The 682-nt window shown below is 37.0% G+C and carries 1 protein-coding gene; it reads left to right on the top strand.

Features of this window, described 5'->3' with window-relative positions:
- Window positions 1-364: 364 nt before the first annotated feature.
- On the top strand, window positions 365-682 hold a 318-nt coding region (locus ACQY5W_RS13170), incomplete at its 3' end, for a hypothetical protein (protein ID WP_428025432.1).

The following is a 682-nucleotide window of genomic DNA, read 5'->3' as shown; positions in this document are numbered from 1 at the left end:
ACCACGATAGAAGTCAAGTGGCTGGTTCCACTCGCGAGATCAAGATTTTGATCCTTATTGGTTTTAGTGGTTGGCTATAAAGTTCATAAGTACCTTAATTTGAGACCGGACGAGGGAACTAAGGGACTATAAGTGGAGTATCACCAGATGGGAAGGTTGAGAGTGGATAAGAAGATATTCAGGGATCTGAGGTAGTAGCTATCGCCTATGTCTTGCCGGTATTGCCATCAAGGAGGCTCCATCTCTATTCGACACACCTTATTATCTTATTGCAAAAGGTGAACCGAAGGTATGCGACGTTGATGAGTAAACTTATGATGATTTTATTGAGATGGTAAGTAATCTTGATGACTTGTTGTGTAATATGAAAGAAAGATATAAGAACTTGAAGAAGAAACATGTTTCTCTTCAAGAATCTTATGAGGAGTTAAAGACATCTCATAAAAATCTTTTGTATACTCATGAGAAGCTTAAGGAAGCTCATAACTCTCATATCTCTCAAGAAGCCAACAAAGTGAAAGTTGATGTTGGCATTACTTGTGATTTGATTGATGATATGCCTAAAATAGATAAAGTTTCAAAATCTAGCATATCTACCTCATGTGATGATTTACTTGCTATGCCATGCTCTTCAAATGTTGATTCATGCATGAATGATTCTTCTTGTGATCCATTGCTTATT

Source organism: Arcobacter sp., assembly GCF_050300555.1.
Taxonomy (GTDB): domain Bacteria; phylum Campylobacterota; class Campylobacteria; order Campylobacterales; family Arcobacteraceae; genus Arcobacter.
This window is presented reverse-complemented; position numbering and strand designations above follow the sequence as displayed.